This window comes from Pantoea sp. X-Soil-YNGN-844, from assembly GCF_059730595.1.
The window spans coordinates 948,881-965,454 of record NZ_AP036007.1; the positions used below are offsets into that span (position 1 = coordinate 948,881).

Genomic DNA, 16,574 nt, shown 5'->3' on the forward strand with positions numbered 1-16,574 from the left:
GTTTCATTGCCTTTAAGGCAGCCGCCTTCTACTGTATCTCTCACCTGAATGAATAACGAGGACGTAACCTTGCGCATAGGCATAGATCTGGGTGGCACCAAGACAGAAGTGATTGCATTGTCGGATAAGGGACAGGAGCTGTTCCGCCATCGGGTGAATACCCCGCGTGATGACTATCAGGCCACGGTGCAGGCGATTGTCGATCTAGTCACACTGGCCGAGCAGAAAACTGGCGAGACCGGTACGGTCGGCCTTGGGATCCCTGGCTCGCTTTCGCCCTTCAGTAAGCGGGTGAAAAATGCCAACTCCACCTGGCTCAACGGCCAGCCGCTGGATAAAGATCTGGCTCAGGCGCTGAACCGGGAAGTGCGCATCGCCAACGATGCTAACTGCCTGGCGGTGTCGGAAGCGGTAGATGGGGCGGGTGCCGGACAGTCGCTGGTGTTTGCCGTGATCATCGGCACCGGGTCGGGCGCGGGTGTAGCGATCAACGGGGAGTCGCGCATCGGTGGCAACGGTAATGCTGGCGAGTGGGGCCACAATCCGCTGCCATGGATGGATGAAGATGAACTGCGCTACCGCCAGGAAGTACCCTGTTATTGCGGGCAGCAGGGCTGTATCGAGACCTTTGTTTCCGGCACCGGTTTTGGTATCGACTATCAGCGGCTGAGCGGCGTGCATCGCAAAGGCGCGGAGATCGTTTCGCTGCTGGCACAGCAGGATCCGATCGCCGAACTGGCGATGAGCCGTTATGAGCTGCGGCTGGCCAAATCACTGGCGCAGGTGGTGAACCTGATCGATCCCGACGTGATCGTGCTGGGTGGCGGGATGAGCAATGTGGATCGGCTCTATCAGACCGTGCCGGTGCTGATGAAGAAGTGGGTGTTTGGCGGGGAGTGTGAAACGCCGGTGCTGAAGGCACAGCATGGCGACTCCAGCGGCGTGCGTGGTGCGGCGTGGCTTTGGCCGCTTAACGGCTGATGCCGTTCCTGCCTGCGGTTCAGCACCTGAAGGTCGGGCGCTGAACCGTTAACCTGTGGCGCAGCATCCTGCCGCGTCGCGGTTATTCGCCAGCCAGCATCGTGTCCTGCGGTGCCCGATCGCGCTGCGCTTTGGTGGCGAGGAAGTAGAGATAGCCGACCACCATAATGGCGACAAACAGCGCGCCAATCACCGGATTAAACCACAGCATCGCCAGCAGGCAGACGACTGACAGCAGCAGGGCGATGCCCGGTACAATCGGATAGCCCGGCGCGCGGAAACTGCGCACCATCTCCGGCGCGCTGCGGCGCAGTTTAAACAGGCTCAGCATGCTCATGATGTACATCACAATCGCGCCAAACACCGCCATGGTGATCATCGCTGCCGTCAGCGTCATCCCCTGCAGATTAATCACGCCGTCACTGTAAATCGCCGCGATGCCCAGCACGCCGCCGAGAATAATTGCGCGATGCGGGGTCTGGAAACGCGATAGTTTTGCCAGCGAAGGGGGCAGATAGCCTGCGCGGGCCAGGGCAAAAAACTGCCGTGAGTAACCAAGGATGATGCCGTGGAAGCTGGCAATCAGGCCAAACAGCCCAATCCACACCAGCATATGCATCCAGTTAGAGTGTTCGCCAACGATCATTTTCATCGCCTGCGGCAGCGGATCGTTAATGTCGGCCAGTTTGCGCCAGTCACCTGCGCCGCCCGCCATCAGCATCACGCCAATCGCCAGCACCACCAGCGTCAGGATCCCGCTGATATAGGCGCGGGGAATGGTCCGGGTGGGATCTTTCGCCTCTTCGGCCGCCATCGCGGCGCCTTCAATGGCAAGGAAAAACCAGATAGCGAAGGGAATGGCGGCGAAAATGCCGGAGAAGGCGGGCAGGCCGAAGCTGTCGCTGCCTGCCCAGCCGTGTGCGGCGAAGTTCGCCAGGCTGAAGCCAGGCGAGACCACGCCCATAAATACCAGCAGCTCAATGACCGCCAGTACAGTGACAACCAGTTCGAACATCGCCGCCAGTTTTACACCCAGAATATTCAGCGTCATAAACACCAGATAAGCCCCGACCGCCGCGGTTTTAGGGTTCAGCTCGGGATACTGCACGTTGAGATAAGCCCCGATCGCCATGGCGATCGCCGGTGGCGCAAAGACAAACTCAATCAGCGTTGCCAGACCGGCAATCAGCCCACCGGTTTCGCCAAAGGCGCGACGGCTATAGGCAAAGGGGCCGCCGGCATGGGGGATCGCGGTGGTCAGCTCGGTGAAGCTAAAAATAAAGCAGGTGTAGAGCGTGGCGATCAGCGCCGTGGTCACCAGAAATCCCAGCGTGCCTGCCACCGCCCAGCCGTAACTCCAGCCAAAATATTCGCCTGAGATCACCAGGCCAACCGCAATCCCCCACAGATGCAGGGTGCCCAGCGTGGGCTTGAGTCTGTTTGTCATACTGTTATCCCCGTCGTTGTTGGTCTCACGCGGCGTTACACCGCCATAACTACTAAAGTAAGGGGATAATGCCGTTGCATTACTCACCACGACTTGACGCGGGCGCAGTGACTTCTGTCCTCCACGGTCAACTCACAGGCAACAACCTGGCCAGCTGCACGCTGCGGTCAACTTTGTCTCTTCTGAGGTCAAGCAGCTCACCTTCTGGCAACGCATGCTGAGATAACGCAAGTGAAAAGGAGCCGGATGATGAGCGCTAAACAATATGACAACCTGACTGATTCCCAACTCACCCTGATGGCGCAGCAGGCGCTGGCCTGTTATCCCGCCGCGCTGCAGGGACAGCTCAGCCTGCTGTGCCGCTCAGAGAACGCCACGTTCCTGGTGAAAGCGGCAGGCCGGCGTTATGCGCTGCGGCTGCATCGCGGCGATTACCATCAGAAAGCGGATATCCTCAGCGAACTGCTGTGGCTCGATGCATTGCGCGAAACCGGCATTATGGTGCCGGAAGCCGTGCCGGACAACGCGGGCGAAACGGTGCTGACGCTGCGGCTGCCAGATGGCAGTGAGCGCTACGTGGTGCTGTTCCACTGGATCGACGGCGAGATGCCGACCACCGACGTTGATCCCCGCGCCTTTCAGCAACTGGGCCAGATTACCGCGCGGCTGCATCAGCACAGCAAACAGTGGCAGCCGCCCGCGGGTTTCCAGCGCATCATCTGGGATCACCACACCATGACTAGCGCTGAGAGTCACTGGGGACGCTGGCAGGATGCGCCGAATCTGCCTGTTGCCGATCACGGCGTCGTCGAACAGACGATCGCGCAGGTCGGCACGGCGATGGCGCAGTTTGGTAAGGGATCGGATCGCTATGGCCTGATCCACGCCGATCTGCGGCTGACCAATCTGCTGCTGCACAAGGGCGAAACGCGGGTGATCGACTTCGATGACTGCGGACTCGGCTGGTATCTGCACGATCTGGCGGCCGCGATCAGTTTTGTTGAGCATCATCCGCGCGCGCCAGAGTGGGTCGATCACTGGATACGCGGTTATGAGCAGGTGGCGCATATCAGCGATGCGGAGATGGCCATGCTGCCCGCGCTGCTGATCCAGCGTCGTATCCAGCTCACCGCCTGGGCAGGATCGCATGCTGAAACCGAAATGGCGCGCAGTCTCGGCCCGGCATGGGCCAGTCATTCGGTCCGACTCTGCCGCGATTATCTTGAGGGGAAACCGCTGCCGGTCGGCGTCTGATGCACCAGCGGCGGGCGTGGCTGCGCCGCCGCAGTGCCGGATACCGTGTCCGCGCGCAGTCCGGACCGCCCGCATGCGGGGCTTAGCGACCTGGTATGGAATTTGCTCTGATCTCAGGAACGGGTGATCCACCTGACTTCTGACTGAGGCGACCATGAATCCGACACTGATCAAGCCCGATGCGTTTGCGGCCTGCTCTGCCGCGGCAGGGGCAGGCAATCACGGCGTGCTGGCTGCGGCGGCGACCGGCCTGAGTGAGTTTATTCATACACAGGGCGGCGATGTTGATCGCATTTTTGGCATCAGCGGCATCGATCCGGAGCGCCTGGCCAGCCCGACGCTAAGCCTGGGGCTGGTGAACTACTGTCGGGTGCTGGAAGAGGCGGCGCGGCACTCTGGTTTTGATAACTTCGGTTTGCACTACGGCAGGCAGTTTAAACCGCAGTCATTAGGCCTGATCGGCTACATTGGCTTGTGCTCCGCCACGCTGGAACAGGCGCTGCACAATGTGGTTAACGCATTTCCCTGGCATCAGCACGACACCTTAACCCGGCTGGTTGATAAAGGAGAATGCTGGCGGCTCGACTATCAGGTGCGCCACGGGGCTATTCTGTCGCGCCGTCAGGATGCCGAGCTGACGCTGGGGATGTTTATGAATCTGATCCGTCACGTCGCGGGGAGACACTGGGCACCGCGCGAAGTCCATTTTGAACATCCGCGTCCCGGTCAGTGGCACGATCACTGCAAAGTGTTTGATGCGCCGGTCTGGTTCGATCAGCCGTTTAATTCGCTGGTAATTCCGAAACGCGATCTGCTGCGCGCGATGCCGGAGAGCGATCCGATCCTGTTGATGGTGATGCAGGATGCGATCCGGCGGCTGAACCGCGGGACGTCTCAGCAGAGCATGATTGAGCAGGCGCGTTCGCAGGTTAATTTATCGCTGATGCAGGGCGAGCCGGTGCTGGAAGAGGTGGCGGATAAACTCGGGCTGTCGAGCTGGTCACTGCAGCGGCGGCTGCGCGAAGAGGGCAGCAGCTTTACTGCGCTGGTGGATCAGGTGCGCTGCGAAATGGCGACGCACTATCTGCAGCAGAAGCAGCTGCCGATCTCGGAGATGGCGCTGCTGCTGGGCTACTCGGAAGTCAGCGCGTTCTCACGCGCATTTCGCCGCTGGTTTGGCATCAGTCCGCGCCAGTGGCGCCAGGAAGGCCTGGCCAGCTAACCACGCGGCGCAAAGCCAAACCACGCCGGTTGTCCCGGCGCCGGCGGTGGTGGCAGATCGCGCGTTTGTGCCACCAGCTGCCAGGCACGCAGGCAGAGCGCCTCATCCCCCTGAGTCTGCGTCACCGCATAATGTCTGCTGTGTTGTTGCCACTCCATCCGTACCAGACATTGCTTACCGGCGTAACGCGCCGCATCAGTAAACTGTCGATTCAGTACCGGTTGCATTTGATTAGTCCAGTGACAGGATTTGCTGTCCGGATCCTTCGCAGGCTCACACAGGTTTGCCACGCTATCACGTTGCTTTGACACAGGTTGCTGACAGGCGCTGAGCAGCACTGCAATAATCACAGCTGGCAATATTCTCACTCTTGTATTAATTAAATTCATTAAATTAGCCACTTTGTTCTAAAGATCTTCCGGTCTGCTGCCGACAGTCTACAGACCGGTCTGCTGAATGCTATGGCATTCCTCCGACTGTCGGCAGAACCAGAATTTACCGCCCTGTGCGGATGATGTCTCTTTTCACTTCATGGATTAGAAATGCAGAAAAAATATGCCTTTGCGGCACTCTCCTTGTTAACCACCTCGCTAATCAGCGGCTGTGCTACCGAATCTTCCCGTGCTATTCAGGCTCCGCAGGTTCGCGCAGCCAGCCAGCCGGTTTATCAGGGCGTCCGCAGCCCGATTGCGGTAGGTCAGTTTGATAACCGCTCCTCGTACATGAACGGCATCTTCTCTGATGGCGTCGATCGGCTGGGTAATCAGTCGAAAACCATTCTGATTACCCATCTGCAGCAGACCAATCGCTTCAGCGTGCTGGATCGCAGCAACCTGAAAGAGCTGCAGCAGGAGTCTGACTTCAAACGCAGCCAGCAGAATATTAAAGGCGCGAACTACATCATCACCGGTGATATTACCGAGTTTGGCCGCAAAGAAGTGGGCGATCAGCAGCTGTGGGGCATTCTGGGCCGCGGCAAAACCCAGATCGCCTATGCCAAAGTCAATCTCAACGTGGTGGATGTCATTACCTCTGAAGTGGTTTACAGCACCCAGGGTGCGGGCGAGTACCAGCTTTCGGCGCGTGAAGTGATCGGCTTTGGCGGCACCAGCAGCTATGACTCGACGCTGAACGGCAAAGTGATGGATCTGGCGATTCGCGAAGCGGTCGATCATTTAGTGGATGGAATCAACAACGGCGCATGGCGTCCGGCTAAATAAGGAAGCAGTAAATGAAAATGATCACACTGGGCAGCCTGCTGATGGCAGCGGCGCTGCTAGCCGGCTGTGCGCCAAAAGCGCCGAAAACGATCTACTACTGGGGCGACTATCAGGAACAGATTTATAGCTACTATCAGCAAAGCGGCGATCCGCTGAAGCAGATCGATGCGCTGAATCTGGATGTGGAAAAAGCCCGTGCTGCGAGTCAGCCCGTACCGCCAGGCCTGCATGCGCAACTCGGACTGCTCTACGCTAAAACCGGTGATACCAATAAAGCGTTTGGTCAGTTCGCCACCGAGAAGCAGCTGTTCCCCGAATCAGCACCTTACATGGATTTTCTGATGAGTAAAAAACAAGGAGTGGTACAGTGAAAAAATGGATTGCCCTGAGCGGCGCGCTGATGGTGCTGTTGCTGACCGGCTGTGCGCAGCCAAAAAAACCGTACGACTACACGGCGTTTCGTGCCAGTAAGCCCGCCTCAATTCTGGTGCTGCCTGCCGCTAACACCTCGCCGGATATCAACGCCGCTCACAGCCTGAACTCACTGGTGACGCGTCCGCTGGCCGAAGCCGGTTACTACGTCTTCCCGGTGGCGGTGGTTGAAGAGACCTTTCAGCAGAACGGCCTGACCAACGCCAGCGACGCCCAGGCGGTCAGCGTGAAACGTCTGAATGAGATCTTCCACGCCGATAGCGCGCTCTATATCTCAATTAGCGACTATGGCAGCAGCTATCGGGTGATCGACAGTGTGACCACCGTGACCGCCAAAGCACGGCTGGTGGATTTGCGCAGCGGCAAAGAGATCTGGCAGGGTAAGGCCACTGCCAGCGACAGTGAAGAGAACAACAATAATAATGGCGGACTGGTGGGGATGCTGGTGAACGCGGCGATCAAACAGATTGCCAGCAACGTCACGGATAAAGCGCACACCGTGGCTGGACTGACCAGCAATCGTATGCTGGCCCAGAACGAGCAGGGCGGGTTACTTACCGGCCCACGCTACACGCTGGTTAGCGCCCGCTGATCAGACTCAGACGGGCGCTCTGGCGCCCGTTATCCCTGCGGCAGCTCCAGCTGGCTATAACCCAGGCCATTCATTTTGCGTACCTTGATCTGCACCGGGATGCGCTCTTTCATCGCTTCCACGTGGCTAATCACCCCTATGGTTTTGCCGCTGGCGTTGAGCGCGTCCAGGGCATCCAGCGCGGTATCCAGCGTCTGAGCATCCAGCGTGCCGAACCCCTCATCCAGAAACAGCGATTCGATGCGCGTTTTGTGGCTGACCAGATCCGATAACGCCAGCGCCAGCGCCAGACTGACCAGGAAGCTCTCGCCACCTGACAACGTGCGGGTATCGCGAGCCGCGTCGGCCTGCCAGGTATCGACGACATCCAGCTCCAGCAGATCCTGCGCCCGGCGCTGCAGCAGATAACGGCCATGCAGCCGATCGAGCTGACGGTTGGCAAGCGCTACCAGATGATCCAGCGTTAACCCCTGGGCGAAGCGCCGGAATTTATCGCCGCTGGCGGAGCCGATCAGATCGTTGAGCAGGCTCCACTGCGCCAGCACTACACCATCCTGTTCAATCTGCGTCATCAGGCTCTGCTGTCGGGCGCGGAGGCTGGCGTCGCTGTGCAGCTGCTGCTGAATCTGACCCTGCTGGCTGGCGTTGTCGCGCAGGGCCAGCCGTAACTGCTCCAGCTGCTGCGTCAGCGCTTCCGCAGATTCCGGCATCGCGTCGGGCTTCGCCTGCTGATGGGCGCTGAACCGCTGGTGCAGATCTGCCAGTCGCGCCTGCTGCTGCTGGCATTGCTGATCGAGCTGCTGCAGCTGCTGGCGCAGTTGCAGCGCGGTCTGCTCATCCAGCAGCGCCGCGCGCAGGCTGGTTTCATCGGCAAATCCGGCGCTCTCCAGTGCCTGCTTCAGCACGCTTTCCGCCTCTGCCAGTTTACCGCTGAGCGTCTGACGCTGATTTTCCAGCCCCGACAGCTCACCCTGCAGGCGACTGACCTCAGCCTGCGCCTGCTGCAGGGCGGTTAGCTGCTGTGCCAGCTGTTCATCAGCGTGCTGAACGCGGGCCTGCAGCTGCTGACGGGCATGAGTGACATCGCGATCGCCAAACAGCGCCAGACGCTGCTGACGCATTTCGCTGAGCTGCGCCTGGCTCTGCTGCTGCTGCTGCTGGCGAGTCGTGAGTTGCTGCTGTTCCTGTTCAGCCTGCTGCTGCAGGGCAGTGAGCTGGGTTTCCCCTTTTAACAGCAGCGGCTGCAGGTTAGCGAGCAACTGCTCACTTTCCTGCCAGCGCTGCCAGCGCCGCTGTTGCTCCGCCAGCCACGCATCGCGATCGGCGGCATCCGGCAGGGCAAGATGGTGTGCGCTGAACTGCTGCTCCAGACGGCTCTGCAACTCCTCCCAGGCCTGCTGTTCCTGCTGCTGACGCTGTTGCAACGCATCCAGCGCCTGTTGCAGGCTGGTCAGCGACTGCTGCGCCAGCTGTTCTGCCTGCTGGTGCTGCTGCCAGGCCTGTAGCTGCTGAAGATGGTGATCTTTCGCAGCCTGACGCGCCTGTTCAGCAGCCTCCTGAGCCTGTCGCTGCTGCTCAAGCTGACTTTCACGGTCGCTTTGCTGCTGCTGCCACGCGGCTAAGGCCTCGCGATCGGCAAGCGGGAAGGTAAGTGCCAGCTCACCGCTCAGCGCCTGCCATTGCTGCTCAAGCTGATCAAGCTGTTGCTGCATCCCGGCGATTTCCTCGCGCAGGGCCTGCTGCTGCACTACTGACTGCTTCAGCTGTTCGTTTTTTGTCGTGCCCGCTTCGCGCAGTGCCTCGGTTTGCTGCTGCAGCGCAGCCCGGCGCTGCTGGTTAGCACTCACTTCCAGTGTGCTGTAGGCCTCGACGGCGGGATGAGTGCAGGAGCCGCACAGCGGGCAGGGCTGATCGGCGGTGAGCCGGGCGCGGTAATCGCTGAGGTCGACAATCTGCTGCTCCAGCGCGCAGATTTTTTCGACATCATCCAGCTGCTGTTTTTCGCGTTTCCACGTCTCGCGCAGGCTCTGGAGTTCCACTTCACTCTGCTGATGCGCTTTTTCCAGCGCGCTCAGCCTGTGCTGGCGCTGGCCCAGCTGCTGGTGCAGCGGCTGCCACTGGGTTGAGAGCAGCAGCAGTTGCTGACGCGCCGGACGGCTGTTTTGCAACTGGCTTAATGCCTGCCGCAGTGCAGCCGGTGGATGCTGCTCCTGAAGCGAAGTGAGTGCCTGCTCCGCCTGCAACAGCGCCTGGCTGGCCTGTTGCTCCGCCTGCTGGCGCGGCAGTGCCTGTTGTGCCTGTTGTTGCTGTTTCGCCTGTTGCGCATCGATCTGTTGCTGTTGCTGCTCGCGCTGTTGTGTCAGGCCCGCCAGCGTCGCCTCACGCTGTGCCAGCAGAGCAAAATTCTCCTGCCATACCGGCAGCGAAGCGCCCCAGTACGCCAGATCGGCCAGCTGCTCGCGTAACTGATGCTGTTCGGTAATCGCCTGCTGCCAGCCCGCGACCTGCTGCATCTGCTGCGTCAGGCTGGCCTGGGTCTGGTCGGCATGCTGCTGCTGCCGGGCATTTTCCTGCTGCTGCTCTGCAAGCTGCTGCTGCAGCGTGCTAATCCGCTGATCCAGCGGCAGGACCTGTTCCGTCAGCAGGCTCTCCTGCTGCTGCTGTTCCTGCTGCGCCTGCTGGCGGGCGGTCTGAGCGGCCACATAATTTTGCTGATGATGCTGCTGCTGGTTCTGCGCCTGCTGCTGCGCCGCGGTAAGCTGCTGATAGCGGCTCTCAGCCTGCTGCTGTTCACTGCGCAAGGCGTCGCGCTGCTGCAGTTTAATCCTCAGTTTTTCAGCCGGTTCGCTGCGCGCCAGACGCTGGCGGTCGGTTTCCGCCGCCTGTGACGCGGCCTGCACCTGCTGCAGCGTCGCTTCAGCCTGCTCACTCTCCTGCTGTAACTGCTGTGCCTGCTGCTGCCACTGCTGCTGTTGCTGCGCCTGCTGATAATCCGCGCTGAGCTGCTGTTCAGCCCTGGTCAGATCGCTGAGCTGCTGTTGCAGCGCGTCGCGGGCGTCGCTATCCAGCAGCGCCATCGCACCCGCCTGGCTGCGCAGCAGATCCAGCTGGGTTTTCGCCTCTTTATGACGCTCGTAGATGGCAGCGGAAATCAAGCCATAGATTTCAGTGCCGGTCAGCTCCTCCAGCAGTTCGGCGCGTTCACTGGCTTTCGCGTTGAGAAAGGCGGCGAATTGTCCCTGTGACAGCATCATTGAGCGGGTGAAGCGTTCGAAATCGAGTCCGGAGAGGGTTTCGATCATCTTCAGCTTGTCACCGACTTTATCGGCAACAATGGTGTTGTCGTCACAGCGCGCCAGCTCAACGCGCGGTGCCTGTAACTTGCCGTCAGCGGTGCCACGCGCGCGGTTCTGGCTCCAGAAGGCGCGCCAGGCTTCACCTTTGATCTCAAACTCGACCTCAGCCAGACATTCTGCGCAGTCGCGGGTCATCAGCGCATTCTGGCTCTGGGAAATCGCGCCCAGGCGCGGCGTCTGGTGATAGAGCGCCAGGCAGATGGCGTCCAGCAGGGTGGTTTTACCCGCCCCGGTGGCACCGGTAATAGCGAACAGGCCGTTGCTGGCAAAAGGCTCGGCGCGGAAGTCGATGAACCATTCACCGCGCAGGGCATTGAGGTTTTTAAACCGTAGCGTAAGGATCTTCATTGGGTCTCTTCCATGGCGGCCAGCGTCTGGCGGAACAACGTGATCATCTCGTCGATTTGCGCCGGTTGCAGCTCTTCATCCAGCGCCAGGCGGCGGGCAAAGACCTCTTCCACCTTCAGCTCACTCAGCGTTTCGTTGTCGAGCCGCGCCAGGCTCTGCTGCCGCTGTTCACGGCTGCGGCGCAGCAGCAAGACTTCGACCGGCAGTGTGGCGGTCAGGGTTTCGACCTGACGTTGCAGATCGCTGAGGTACTCCTGAGTGGTCACTTCGATGTCGAGCCAGGTCGGTTTTTCCTGCTCTGCCGAACTGAAGGCATTTAACTGTTCCGCAATCTGTGCCAGCGAACCTTTCAGCACCTGCATCGGCTGCGCCTGCGGCACCACCAGCGGCGTAACTGACTGCAGGCCGCTGGCCGCCAGCTCCAGCAGGAAGACGCTTTTTTCAGTCCCCAGCTCATCAAAGCTCAGTGGAATCGGTGAGCCGCTGTAGCGGATATGCTCGCTGCCCGCGACCCGCTGGGCGCGGTGAATATGGCCGAGCGCAATATAGTCAGCAGCGGGAAACGCGCTGGCGGGAAACGCGTCCAACGTGCCGATGTAGATGTCGCGCACCGAATCGCTCTGGCTGACGCCGACGGTGGTGAGGTGACCGGTAGCAATGACTGGCAGCGCATAGCCCAGCGCCTGGGCGGCGGCGAAACGCTGCTGATAGTGGTGGGCAATCGCCTCCAGCAGCGAGGTCTGCTTGTCGCGTCCCGACTGACCCGCCCGGCTGCGCAGGATATCGCGCGGGCGCAGATAGGGAATGGCGCACAGCAGGGCAGCCGGCTCGCCCTGGCGGGTGTTGAGCAGCAGCACATCATCCTGCGCCTGCGGGGTGGCGATCACCCGCGTGTTGAGACAGGCCAGCAATTCGCGTGACTCGTTCAGCGTTGCCACGGAATCGTGGTTACCCGCCAGCACAATCAGCTGACAGCCGGTAGGCTGCAGCGCCACCACGAAGCGGTTAAACATCTCGCGGGCGTAGCTGGGCGGCGTGCCGGTATCAAACAGGTCGCCTGCAATAATCAGCGCATCCACCTGATGCTGTTCAATCTGGATCAACAGCCAGTCAAGAAACGCCTGATGTTCCGCCGCCCGACTTTTGTTGTAGAAGAACTGCCCCAGATGCCAGTCCGCAGTATGAATAATGCGCATGATGAGTCCCTGCCGTTGTGATTCGCTGGGCGATTATACTGGCTCTGCGGCCAAAGCAAAAAATGTCGCTGCGCTGTCATAAATGATTACCAGTGAGGTTACAGGCAGGTTATGTTTTTCATAAAAGTGTCACAAATCTGACGCATAATGGCGCCGCGAATCTCAGTGACAGCCGTCATAATCAGCAGGAGTAATAATGGCTAAGCGCATTTTGGTTGTGGAGGATGAAGCCCCCATCCGTGAAATGTTGTGTTTTGTTCTGGAGCAGAACGACTATCAGCCAATCGAGGCGGAAGATTATGACAGCGCCGTTGGCAAGCTGATTGAACCCTGGCCCGATCTGATTTTGCTGGACTGGATGTTACCCGGTGGCAGCGGGATTCAGTTTATCAAGCATCTGAAGCGCGAGGCGATGACCCGCGATATCCCGGTGATGATGCTGACCGCGCGCGGCGAAGAGGAAGATCGGGTGCGCGGCCTGGAAGTGGGTGCCGATGATTACATTACCAAGCCGTTTTCACCCAAAGAGCTGATGGCGCGGATCAAAGCGGTGATGCGCCGCATTTCGCCGATGGCGGTGGAAGAGGTGATTGAGATGCAGGGGCTGAGTCTGGATCCCTCCTCACATCGCGTGATGTCCGAAACCACGCCGCTTGAGATGGGCCCCACCGAATATAAGCTGCTGCACTTCTTTATGACTCACCCGGAACGTGTCTACAGCCGCGAACAGTTGCTGAACCACGTCTGGGGCACCAATGTGTATGTGGAAGATCGCACTGTCGATGTTCACATTCGCCGTTTACGTAAAGCGCTGGAAGTCTCCGGCCACGATCGCATGGTACAAACCGTCCGTGGAACAGGGTATCGTTTCTCTGCCCGCTACTAAACGGAGCCTTTACCGTGCTGGAACGCCTCTCCTGGAAGAGATTACTGACAGAACTGCTGCTGGCCTGTCTGCCTGCGGCGCTGCTGGGCCTGCTGTCTGGCGGCCTGCCCTGGTGGCTGCTGCTGAGCGTATTGGTGGTGCTGTTGTGGCATTTTTACAATCTGATGCGGCTGTCGCACTGGCTGTGGCTCGACCGCACCATGACGCCACCGACCGGGCGTGCCAGCTGGGAACCGCTGTTTTATGGGCTTTACCAGATGCAGCTGCGCAACCGGCGGCGGCGGCGTGAACTGGGCAATCTGATTAAGCGTTTCCGCAGCGGGGCCGAATCGCTGCCGGATGCGGTGATCCTGACCACGGAAGAGGGCACTATTTTCTGGTGTAACGGCCTGGCGCAGCAGCACCTTGGCCTGCGCTGGCCGGAAGATAATGGCCAGAATATCCTCAATCTGCTGCGTTACCCGGAGTTCTCCCGCTATCTTCGCCAGCGCGATTTTGACAAGCCGCTGACGCTGGTGCTGAACAACAAACTTCACATGGAATTCCGCGTCATGCCCTACAGCGAAGGGCAGTGGCTGCTGGTGGCCCGTGATGTGACGCAGATGCATCAGCTGGAAGGGGCGCGCCGCAACTTCTTTGCTAACGTCAGCCATGAGTTACGCACGCCGCTCACCGTGCTGCAGGGCTATCTGGAGATGATGAATGACTCGGTGATGAGTGAGCCGTCGCGCAGCAAAGCGCTGCACACCATGTCGGAGCAGACGCGCCGCATGGACAGCCTGGTGAAACAGCTGCTGACGCTGTCGCGCATTGAAGCCGCGCCCGCGATCGATCTCAAAGAGAAGGTCGATGTGCCGGTGATGCTGAAGCTGCTGCAGCATGAGGCGGCGACGCTGAGTGGCGGTCGTCACGATATCCATTTCCATACCGATCCCCATCTGAAAGTGTTCGGCAACGACGAACAGCTGCGCAGTGCCATCTCCAATCTGGTTTACAACGCGGTGAATCACACGCCGGAGGGCACGCGGATCGATATCAGCTGGCTGCGTGGCAAGCAGGGCGCGACCTTCCGGGTGTGCGACAACGGGCCGGGTATCGCCTCTGAACATATTCCGCGTCTGACCGAGCGGTTCTACCGGGTTGATAAGGCGCGTTCGCGCGCCACCGGCGGCAGCGGGCTGGGACTGGCGATTGTGAAACATGCGCTGAGTCACCACAACGCGCGGCTCGATATCACCAGCGTGCCGCATAAAGAGACCTGTTTTACCTTTACGCTGCCCGCAAGGTTGATTGTCAGCAGCGTGATGCAGGAGAATGCCGTTCATTAATCGCTGCCGGATCTCTCTGATGCGCCTCCTTGTTTTGTTAATCGTCTCTCTGCTGCCGGGTCTGGCGCTGGCCCAGCCCGGCGCACTCTCCGGCAATCTCAGCAGCGTCGGATCCGACACGCTCGGCTATCTGATGACCCTGTGGGGCGAAGATTTCAGTCGTCAGGCACCGGGCGTCAATGTGCAGGTTCAGGCCTCCGGTTCGTCTACCGCGCCGACCGCGCTGGCGGCGGGTGCCGCACAGCTTGGGCCGATGAGTCGACCGATGCAGGCCGATGAACGTCAGGCCTTTGAGGCGCGCTACGGCTATCCACCGCTGGCGGTGCCGGTGGCAATGGATGCGCTGGTGGTGGTGGTCAATCAGCGTAATCCGCTGCAGCAGATTGAACCGCGCCAGCTCGACGCTATTTTCTCCATTACCCGCCTGTGTGGCGCGCACAGTGTGCCGCTGCGCTGGGGCGATCTTGGTTTAACCGGCGACCAGTGGCGCGAACGGCCGATTCAGCGTTATGGCCGCAACTCCGCCTCCGGCACCTGGGGTTTCTTCAAACAGCAGGTGCTGTGCAAAGGCGATTTCCGCAGTGACGTAGCGGAGTTTCCCGGCTCGGCCGCGGTGGTGCAGGCGGTGGCTGGTAATTCGCGCAGCATCGGCTACGCCAGTTTTGGCTTTCACCTCAGCGGCGTAAAAATGCTGGCGGTGGTGAATGACCAGGGCCAGGCGATTGCTCCGGATGCCGATGCTATCCGCAGCGGCCGCTATCCCTGGGCGCGTCCGCTTTATCTCTATGTCAACAAAGCGCCCGGCAAACCGCTGCCACCGCTGGTAGCCGCGTTTCTGCAACAGGTGCTTTCCGTGCAGGGACAGCGGCGTGTCAGCGAAGCGGGCTACCTGCCGCTCTCTGACAGCCAGATGGCGCAGGCGCGCGCAGCGCTGCAATAATCTTCCAGCATGAATTTTTTTCATCATCGCTGAATTTTCTTCAGTTGCAGACAAAGGTGACTCGTGTCACTCTGCATTCGGACATATAGCCATCCAGATGGCTATTTATATCAGAATGTAATTATTTCCTGCCGTAATCATTTGCAGGAAGGTCAGGAGTGATCATGCAAAGAGAAACCGCCCCGTTCCGCGCCGACACCGTTGGCAGCTTTCTGCGTCCCGCTGCAATTAAGCAGGCACGCGAACAGTTTTCAGCCGGAGAGATTGATGCTGCCGCCCTGCGTCAGGTTGAAGATGTGGCAATCCGCGATGTGGTCGCGAAACAGCGTGAAAATGGCCTGAAAGTAGTGACAGATGGCGAGTTCCGTCGCGGCTGGTGGCACTTCGACTTCTTCTATGGTCTTGACGGCGTTGAGAGCTATGAAGCGGAGCAGGGCATCCAGTTTAATGGCGTGCAGACTAAAGCGCATGGCGTGAAAGTGGTGAGCAAACTCGGTTTCCCGGCGGATCACCCGATGCTCGACCATTTCCGCTTCCTGCAGAGTATTGCCGGTGATGCGGTGCCGAAGATGACCATTCCCAGCCCCAGCGTGCTGCACTTCCGCGGTGGCCGCAAAGTGATTGATTCGGAAGTCTATCCCGATCTGGCGGACTACTTCGACGATCTGGCGCAGACTTACAAACAGGCGATCAAGGCGTTTTACAACGCGGGCTGTCGCTATCTGCAGCTGGATGACACTGTCTGGGCGTACCTCTGTTCTGAAGATCAGAAGCGCGATATCCGCGCACGTGGCGACGACCCGGACCAGCTGGCCCAGACGTATGCTCAGGTGCTGAATAAAGCGCTGGAAGATAAACCTGCCGATCTGACCGTGGGGCTGCATGTCTGTCGCGGGAATTTCCGCTCAACCTGGATCTCTGAAGGCGGCTACGGGCCGGTGGCAGAAATCCTGTTCGGCAGCGTCAACGTGGATGCATTCTTCCTGGAGTATGACAACGCCCGTTCCGGCGGCTTTGAGCCACTGCGTTACGTTAAGCCGGGCCATCAGCAGGTCGTTCTGGGCCTGATCACCACCAAAGTGGGTGAGCTGGAAGATCCGGCGCAGGTGAAAGCCCGACTGGAAGAGGCGACGCAGTATGTCAGCCTGGACCAGATCTGCCTCAGCCCGCAGTGCGGCTTTGCCTCTACCGAAGAGGGCAACAGCCTGAGCGAAGCCGAGCAATGGCAGAAGATTCGTTTAGTGGTCGATATCGCTAATCAGGTCTGGTAATGCTGTAACGTTGTGCAGACAGGCGCGTAAAACGCGCCTTTTGTGTATCTTCTGGCCCGTTTATGCGGGGTTTTCTCACGCTCTGTCTGTTATTTAAGCAC

14 protein-coding genes are annotated in these 16,574 nt (G+C 59.6%); 10 read left to right on the forward strand and 4 right to left on the reverse strand.

Going from position 1 to position 16,574, the window contains the following annotated elements; all coding sequences use genetic code 11:
* Positions 1-69: 69 nt before the first annotated feature.
* Positions 70-981 carry a fructokinase gene (gene mak, locus AC6I8C_RS04210; protein ID WP_013356950.1) on the forward strand — a complete coding sequence of 304 codons (912 nt, stop codon included), beginning with the start codon at positions 70-72 and terminating at the stop codon, positions 979-981.
* A gap of 82 nt (positions 982-1,063) precedes the next feature.
* Here mak and eat read toward each other — a convergent pair whose 3' ends face one another.
* Entirely contained in the window at positions 1,064-2,428 is a 1,365-nt protein-coding gene (gene eat, locus AC6I8C_RS04215) for an ethanolamine permease (RefSeq protein WP_195857294.1), read from the reverse strand.
* Between the two features lie 249 nt (positions 2,429-2,677).
* Here eat and AC6I8C_RS04220 point away from each other — a divergent pair, with 249 nt between their 5' ends.
* Together AC6I8C_RS04220 and qhpR are read left to right on the forward strand one after the other, a co-directional pair.
* Positions 2,678-3,682 carry a phosphotransferase enzyme family protein gene (locus tag AC6I8C_RS04220; protein ID WP_497821691.1) on the forward strand — a complete coding sequence of 335 codons (1,005 nt, stop codon included), beginning with the start codon at positions 2,678-2,680 and terminating at the stop codon, positions 3,680-3,682.
* Positions 3,683-3,836: 154 nt separating this feature from the next.
* A complete protein-coding gene (gene qhpR / locus AC6I8C_RS04225; protein WP_098051353.1) occupies positions 3,837-4,904 on the forward strand; it encodes an AraC-like transcriptional regulator QhpR in 1,068 nt (355 codons plus the stop codon).
* Here the strand turns inward: qhpR and AC6I8C_RS04230 are convergent.
* On the reverse strand, positions 4,901-5,131 hold the full coding sequence (locus tag AC6I8C_RS04230; RefSeq protein ID WP_497821692.1) for a cell envelope integrity TolA C-terminal domain-containing protein: 231 nt from the start codon (positions 5,129-5,131) through the stop codon (positions 4,901-4,903). The genes qhpR and AC6I8C_RS04230 overlap by 4 nt on opposite strands.
* Positions 5,132-5,446: 315 nt before the next feature.
* Here AC6I8C_RS04230 and AC6I8C_RS04235 point away from each other — a divergent pair, with 315 nt between their 5' ends.
* Genes AC6I8C_RS04235 through AC6I8C_RS04245 form a run of 3 tightly spaced genes read left to right on the forward strand, consistent with a single transcriptional unit; the run spans position 5,447 to position 7,148 of the window.
* A complete protein-coding gene (locus tag AC6I8C_RS04235; protein ID WP_497821693.1) occupies positions 5,447-6,124 on the forward strand; it encodes a CsgG/HfaB family protein in 678 nt (225 codons plus the stop codon).
* Between the two features lie 11 nt (positions 6,125-6,135).
* On the forward strand, positions 6,136-6,495 hold the full coding sequence (locus AC6I8C_RS04240) for a DUF4810 domain-containing protein (protein ID WP_497821694.1): 360 nt from the start codon (positions 6,136-6,138) through the stop codon (positions 6,493-6,495).
* The gene (locus AC6I8C_RS04245) at positions 6,492-7,148 is read left to right on the forward strand and encodes a DUF799 domain-containing protein (RefSeq protein ID WP_497821695.1); all 657 of its coding nucleotides are present in this window, start codon (positions 6,492-6,494) and stop codon (positions 7,146-7,148) included. The genes AC6I8C_RS04240 and AC6I8C_RS04245 overlap by 4 nt, the downstream gene beginning before the upstream one ends.
* Before the next feature lie 29 nt (positions 7,149-7,177).
* Here the strand turns inward: AC6I8C_RS04245 and AC6I8C_RS04250 are convergent, their stop codons facing one another.
* Both AC6I8C_RS04250 and sbcD read right to left on the reverse strand, forming a co-directional pair.
* A complete protein-coding gene (locus AC6I8C_RS04250) occupies positions 7,178-10,852 on the reverse strand; it encodes an AAA family ATPase (protein ID WP_497821696.1) in 3,675 nt (1,224 codons plus the stop codon).
* Positions 10,849-12,048, reverse strand: a complete 1,200-nt coding sequence (gene sbcD, locus AC6I8C_RS04255; RefSeq protein ID WP_497821697.1) for an exonuclease subunit SbcD — start codon at positions 12,046-12,048, stop codon at positions 10,849-10,851. The genes AC6I8C_RS04250 and sbcD overlap by 4 nt, the downstream gene beginning before the upstream one ends.
* A gap of 196 nt (positions 12,049-12,244) precedes the next feature.
* Here sbcD and phoB point away from each other — a divergent pair, with 196 nt between their 5' ends.
* The 4 genes from phoB to AC6I8C_RS04275 all read left to right on the forward strand — a co-directional run bounded on the left by phoB (position 12,245) and on the right by AC6I8C_RS04275 (position 16,473).
* Positions 12,245-12,934 (forward strand): phosphate response regulator transcription factor PhoB, encoded by a 690-nt coding sequence (gene phoB, locus AC6I8C_RS04260; protein WP_003852491.1) that lies wholly within the window; start codon positions 12,245-12,247, stop codon positions 12,932-12,934.
* A 14-nt stretch (positions 12,935-12,948) separates the two neighbouring features.
* On the forward strand, positions 12,949-14,262 hold the full coding sequence (phoR, locus tag AC6I8C_RS04265; protein ID WP_497821698.1) for a phosphate regulon sensor histidine kinase PhoR: 1,314 nt from the start codon (positions 12,949-12,951) through the stop codon (positions 14,260-14,262).
* A 19-nt stretch (positions 14,263-14,281) separates the two neighbouring features.
* Positions 14,282-15,202, forward strand: a complete 921-nt coding sequence (locus AC6I8C_RS04270; protein ID WP_497821699.1) for a PstS family phosphate ABC transporter substrate-binding protein — start codon at positions 14,282-14,284, stop codon at positions 15,200-15,202.
* A 164-nt stretch (positions 15,203-15,366) separates the two neighbouring features.
* On the forward strand, positions 15,367-16,473 hold the full coding sequence (locus tag AC6I8C_RS04275) for a cobalamin-independent methionine synthase II family protein (RefSeq protein WP_497821700.1): 1,107 nt from the start codon (positions 15,367-15,369) through the stop codon (positions 16,471-16,473).
* The last annotated feature ends 101 nt before the right edge of the window (positions 16,474-16,574 follow it).